The sequence below is a fragment of the Streptomyces sp. NRRL B-24572 genome, assembly GCF_002156145.1.
In the GTDB taxonomy this organism is placed as follows: Bacteria; Actinomycetota; Actinomycetes; order Streptomycetales; family Streptomycetaceae; genus Streptomyces; species Streptomyces vietnamensis.
Genome location: NZ_MWIG01000882.1, coordinates 1 through 4403, shown reverse-complemented (window position 1 = coordinate 4403; position 4403 = coordinate 1). Strand labels below are relative to the sequence as shown.

Annotated in this window: 4 protein-coding genes and 1 pseudogene; 4 read left to right on the top strand and 1 reads right to left on the bottom strand. The window is 71.9% G+C overall.

The genetic code is table 11. The features are described from left to right. Nucleotides 1-354: 354 nt before the first annotated feature. The 3 genes from CCN56_RS43665 to CCN56_RS37630 all read left to right on the top strand — a co-directional run bounded on the left by CCN56_RS43665 (nucleotide 355) and on the right by CCN56_RS37630 (nucleotide 1549). On the top strand, nucleotides 355-516 hold the full coding sequence (locus CCN56_RS43665) for a hypothetical protein (RefSeq protein ID WP_179200133.1): 162 nt from the start codon (nucleotides 355-357) through the stop codon (nucleotides 514-516). Nucleotides 517-706: 190 nt separating this feature from the next. Further along, nucleotides 707-1030, top strand: a complete 324-nt coding sequence (locus tag CCN56_RS37635) for an antibiotic biosynthesis monooxygenase (protein ID WP_093876324.1) — start codon at nucleotides 707-709, stop codon at nucleotides 1028-1030. Between the two features lie 33 nt (nucleotides 1031-1063). Continuing rightward, entirely contained in the window at nucleotides 1064-1549 is a 486-nt protein-coding gene (locus CCN56_RS37630; RefSeq protein WP_086832182.1) for a GNAT family N-acetyltransferase, read from the top strand. Nucleotides 1550-1567: 18 nt separating this feature from the next. Here the strand turns inward: CCN56_RS37630 and CCN56_RS37625 are convergent, their stop codons facing one another. After that, nucleotides 1568-3610 carry an MFS transporter gene (locus tag CCN56_RS37625; RefSeq protein ID WP_086832181.1) on the bottom strand — a complete coding sequence of 681 codons (2043 nt, stop codon included), beginning with the start codon at nucleotides 3608-3610 and terminating at the stop codon, nucleotides 1568-1570. A gap of 146 nt (nucleotides 3611-3756) precedes the next feature. Between CCN56_RS37625 and CCN56_RS45280 the strand changes: the two are divergent. After that, nucleotides 3757-4403: pseudogene (locus CCN56_RS45280) on the top strand (hypothetical protein); the annotation flags it as partial.

Sequence of the window (4403 nt, the reverse complement as noted above, 5' to 3'; positions counted from 1 at the left end):
TTTTGTACGCATACGGCTCATGACGGCCAGGGGGTCGGGAGCGATACGCTTTTCCCGTGATCGGCGCGATGGGCCGAGGGGGCGTCGAAGACCTCCGGAAGAGGCTCGGAACACGCGCCGCCCCGCCGAACCACCCGCCGGCCGCGGTGTCATGAGCTCACCTCGCGAGCTGAGGTGCGAACGGCTCCGACTCGGACATCCCTCATCGCGGCATGGCGACGCACCAACGAAACATCCCCACGTCACGTCGTCGCGTCGGGTCCTTCCTTCCCTCCGGGTCACGCAACGGCGTGCGACAGGAGCCAGAGGACACGCAAACCGCGTGACCGAAGCCCAGCGAGAGGACCGCGAACCATGACCACGACCCGCACCGGGGACCCGAAGACCACGGACCGCCCCGCGTTCGAACTCCGCGCCGGGGGAATGCACGTGATCATCCAGCGCGTACCCGGGTGGCTCGTCGCCCTGGTCACCACGGTCGGCGGGGCGGCGGGGACGTGGTGGGCACAGCGGTAGGACCGGGACCCACGGCCCGAGGGACCGGAGACCGCCGGCAGCGCATGCCCGACGCCGGCGCTGCGCGCTGCGCCACGGGGGACACCCGGGAGTCGTCCTCACGTCGTTCTGACGGGCGGATGTAAGAGACTGCACGTACATGATCAAGGCTCGGCGCAGCGCCCGGCCTGTGCTTCCTGAGAGGTGTCGTGTGCCTAGTGTGGTAAAGATCAACGTCCTGACCGTGCCGGCCGAGCAGCGTGAGGTGCTGGAGCAGCGGTTCGCCTCTCGGGCCGGGGCCGTGGAGGGGTCCGACGGGTTCGAGTGGTTCGAGCTGCTGCGTCCGGTCGAGGGCACCGACCAGTACCTGGTGTACACCCGGTGGCGCAGCGAGGAGGACTTCCAGAACTGGATGAACGGTTCCATGAAGGCCGCCCACCAGGGCGGTGGCGAGGGTGGGGAGCGGCCGAAGCCGGCCGCGTCCGGTTCCACCCTGTGGTCGTTCGAGGTCGTCCAGCAGGCCTCGCCCAAGTAATTCGGCGGCGAGCATGGTCGTGCGGGTCGCAGAATGGCCCGCATGACCTGGACTTTCTCCCCTGAGCGCGTCGACACCCCGGACGCGACGGCCCTGCGGCGTGACTACTACGGCGATGTGGCCGGACGTTACTGGAAGCGGCCCGCGACCGAGGCGGAGATCGACGAGGGGCTGGCGGACGACGGGGTGGAGAAGCTGACTCCGCCGACCGGGCAGTTCCTGGTGGCCCGGTTCGAGGGGAAGCCGGCCGGCTGCGGCGGGGTCCTGATGCTGGACGACGAACGCGCCGAGCTGACCCGGGTCTTCCTGCGGCACGCGTTCCGCGGTGCGGGCGGCGCGGGCGCCCTGCTGCGGAGGCTCGAGGAGGAGGCGCGGGAGCTCGGGGCGCGCCGGATGGTCCTCAACACGCGGCTCGACCTGGTCGAGGCGCGCGCCCTGTACGCGCGGCACGGGTACGTGGGGATCCCTGCGTACTGCACCGGTCCTTATATGGACGTCTGGTACGGCAAGGAGCTCTGAGCCCGCGCGAGGACGGGTTCAGGTGTGGTGGTCGCCGGGCGGCTCGGGTGTGGGGGGCCGCTCCCCGTCCGAGCCGCACAGTTCGGCCGTCAGCTCCTCCATCAGCTGTACGAGGTCGGTGGGCCGTTCGGGTCCCCACCAGTCGCCGAGGAGTTCGGCGAGCGACTCCTCCCGGGCCTCGGCCAGTGCCGTCGCCGCCCGTACCCCGTCCTCGGTGAGGGTCAGCCGGGCGCCCTCCCGGGTCGCCAGGCGCCGCTCCTCCACCTGCCGGGACGCCTCCGTGATCGCTCGCAGCGGTACGGGGGTGGTCTCGGCCAGCCGGGAGGGTTCGACGGTCCCGTGGCGGCGGATGCGCAGCAGCAGCCAGCTCGCGGCGGGCAGCAGGTCGAGCCCGGCGCGCGCGGTGATCTTCGCGTAGATCGCCTTGCGGCCCTCCCCCGAGTCGAGGAGGGACAGGGCTCGGGCGCGTTCGTCGGAGGCGGGGGTCCGGTGGGTGTCGGGGGCGGTGACGAAGGCGCGCAGCTTGTCCTCCTTCAGGAGGCAGGCGAAGACGAACGCGACGAGGACGACGGGTGCCGCGTACAGGAAGACGTCCGTGATGGACGTGGCGTAGGCGTGGAGGACCTGCGGGCGCAGTTCGGGCGGGAGCTCGGCGATGGCGCGCGGGTCGGCCGCGACCCGGCCGGGGCCGGTGCCGGGCGGGAGTTCCCTTCCCGCGTTCGCGAACACCTCGCCGAGCGTGTCGGTGAGCCGGCTGGTGAAGATCGTGCCGAAGGCGGCGACGCCGAAGGAGGCGCCGATGGAGCGGAAGAACGTGACTCCGGAGGTGGCGACGCCGAGGTCCTCGTAAGGGACGGCGTTCTGCACGACCAGGACGAGGACCTGGATGACGAGGCCGAGTCCGGCGCCGAAGACGAAGAAGCAGACGCTCATCGACCAGGTCGAGCTGGTCTCCGTCAGCTGGTGGAGGAGGAGCAGGCCGAGGCAGGTGAGGGCGGTGCCGACGATGGGGAAGACCTTCCAGCGGCCGGTGCGCGAGACGATCTGGCCGGAGGCGGTCGAGGTGATCAGGACGCCGAGGACCATGGGCAGCATGTGGACGCCGGACATGGTCGGCGTGACGCCCTGGACCACCTGGAGGAAGGTCGGCAGGAAGGTCATCGCGCCGAACATGGCGAAGCCGACGACGAAGCTGATGACCGAGACGAGGCTGAAGGTCCGGATCCGGAACAGCCCGGACGGCAGCACGGGTTCGGCGGCCCGCCGCTCCACGTACAGGAACCAGACGAGGAGTACGGCTCCGAGGACCGCGAGTCCGATGATCTGCGCCGAGCCCCACGCCCAGGTCGTGCCGCCGAGGGAGGCCACCAGGACCAGGCAGGTGGCGACCGAGGCGATGAGGAAGGTGCCGAGGTAGTCGATGGTGTGCCGGGTGGAGCGGACCGGGAGGTGCAGGACGGCCGCGATCACGAAGAGGGCGACGATGCCGATGGGGAGGTTGATGTAGAACACCCAGCGCCAGGACAGGTGCTGGGTGAAGAGCCCGCCGAGCAGCGGGCCGAGGACGCTGGTGCCGCCGAAGACGGCGCCGAAGAGGCCTTGGTACCTGCCGCGTTCCCGGGGCGGGACGAGGTCGCCGACGATCGCCATCGACAGGACCATGAGACCGCCGCCGCCGAGGCCCTGGATCGCGCGGAAGGCGATGAGCTGCGGCATGTTCTGGGCGATGCCGCAGAGGGCGGAGCCGACGAGGAAGAGGACGATGGCGCCCTGGATGAGTCTCTTGCGCCCGTACTGGTCGCCGAGCTTGCCCCAGAGGGGGGTCCCGGCCGTGGACGCGAGCATGTACGCGGTGACCACCCAGGAGAGGTGTTCCATGCCGCCGAGCTCGCTGACGATGGTCGGCAGGGCGGTGGAGACGATGGTCTGGTCGAGTGCGGCGAGCAGCATGCCGAGCAGCAGCGCGCCGATCGCGACGAGAACGGTGCGACGGCTCTGCCCCTCCCCGGGCACGGGGGCGGCGGCGTCACCGAGCTGGGACGGGTGCGTGTCCTGGGCCATGGGGTCTTCGTCTCCGTCTCCGTGGGCGGCCCCTCCATCCTGATCTGAATGTCCCGTTATGGCCTGCCGAAGGGCACGGTCGTTCGCCCGCCGTACACGGTCGGCCTGCATAATCGCTCGCAGTGGTATCGGGGAGGGGACCCATCATGACCGGACACGTCTGTCCTGAATGCGGTGTACACAGACCGGGCTGCGCCTGCGCCCGGGCGGCGGAGACGGCGGCGGCCGAGGACTTCGATCCGCTGCGGATCAGGCCGTACGTGAGCCTGGACGCGCCCGAGGGGCCGGACGGGCGGCCGACCGCACACCTGCCGGCGTACGCGCCGGAGGACCCGCCGACCGCCCAGCTGGCGGCGATCCGTCCGGAGACCGACCCCACCGCACCGATACCGGCGGTGCACCCGACGGGGGGACGGCCGGGCACGCACCCGGACGGCGCGGGGCCGGAGACGTACCCGGCCGGCTCGGGATCGGAGGCGTACTCGACGGCGACCGGCCCCGGCGTGCACCCGGGCGCCGCGGGGCCTGAGGCGTATCCGGGCGCCGCGGGGCCGGGGGCGTACCCGGTCGGCTCGGGCCCTGAGGCGTACCCCGAGTACGGGCACCCCGGTGCCGTGGGTGACGCCTCCGAGACGATGCCCTTGCTGCTGCGCGGCATCGGCGACGTACCGCCCCCGCCCGGCCACGGGGAGCCGCGGGGGCGGGGCCGTCGGCGCGGTGCGGTGGTCGCGGCGGTGGCCGCCGTCGCCGTGGCGGGCACCGCGGCCCTGGCGGCGGCCGTCCTCGGCGGCGC

Excerpts from the sequence above, each read along its gene's own strand:
- CCN56_RS43665 (WP_179200133.1), top strand. The coding sequence starts at position 355 with ATGACCACGACCCGCACCGGGGACCCGAAGACCACGGACCGCCCCGCG.
- CCN56_RS37630 (WP_086832182.1), top strand. The coding sequence starts at position 1,064 with ATGGCCCGCATGACCTGGACTTTCTCCCCTGAGCGCGTCGACACCCCG.
- CCN56_RS37625 (WP_086832181.1), bottom strand. The coding sequence starts at position 3,610 with ATGGCCCAGGACACGCACCCGTCCCAGCTCGGTGACGCCGCCGCCCCC.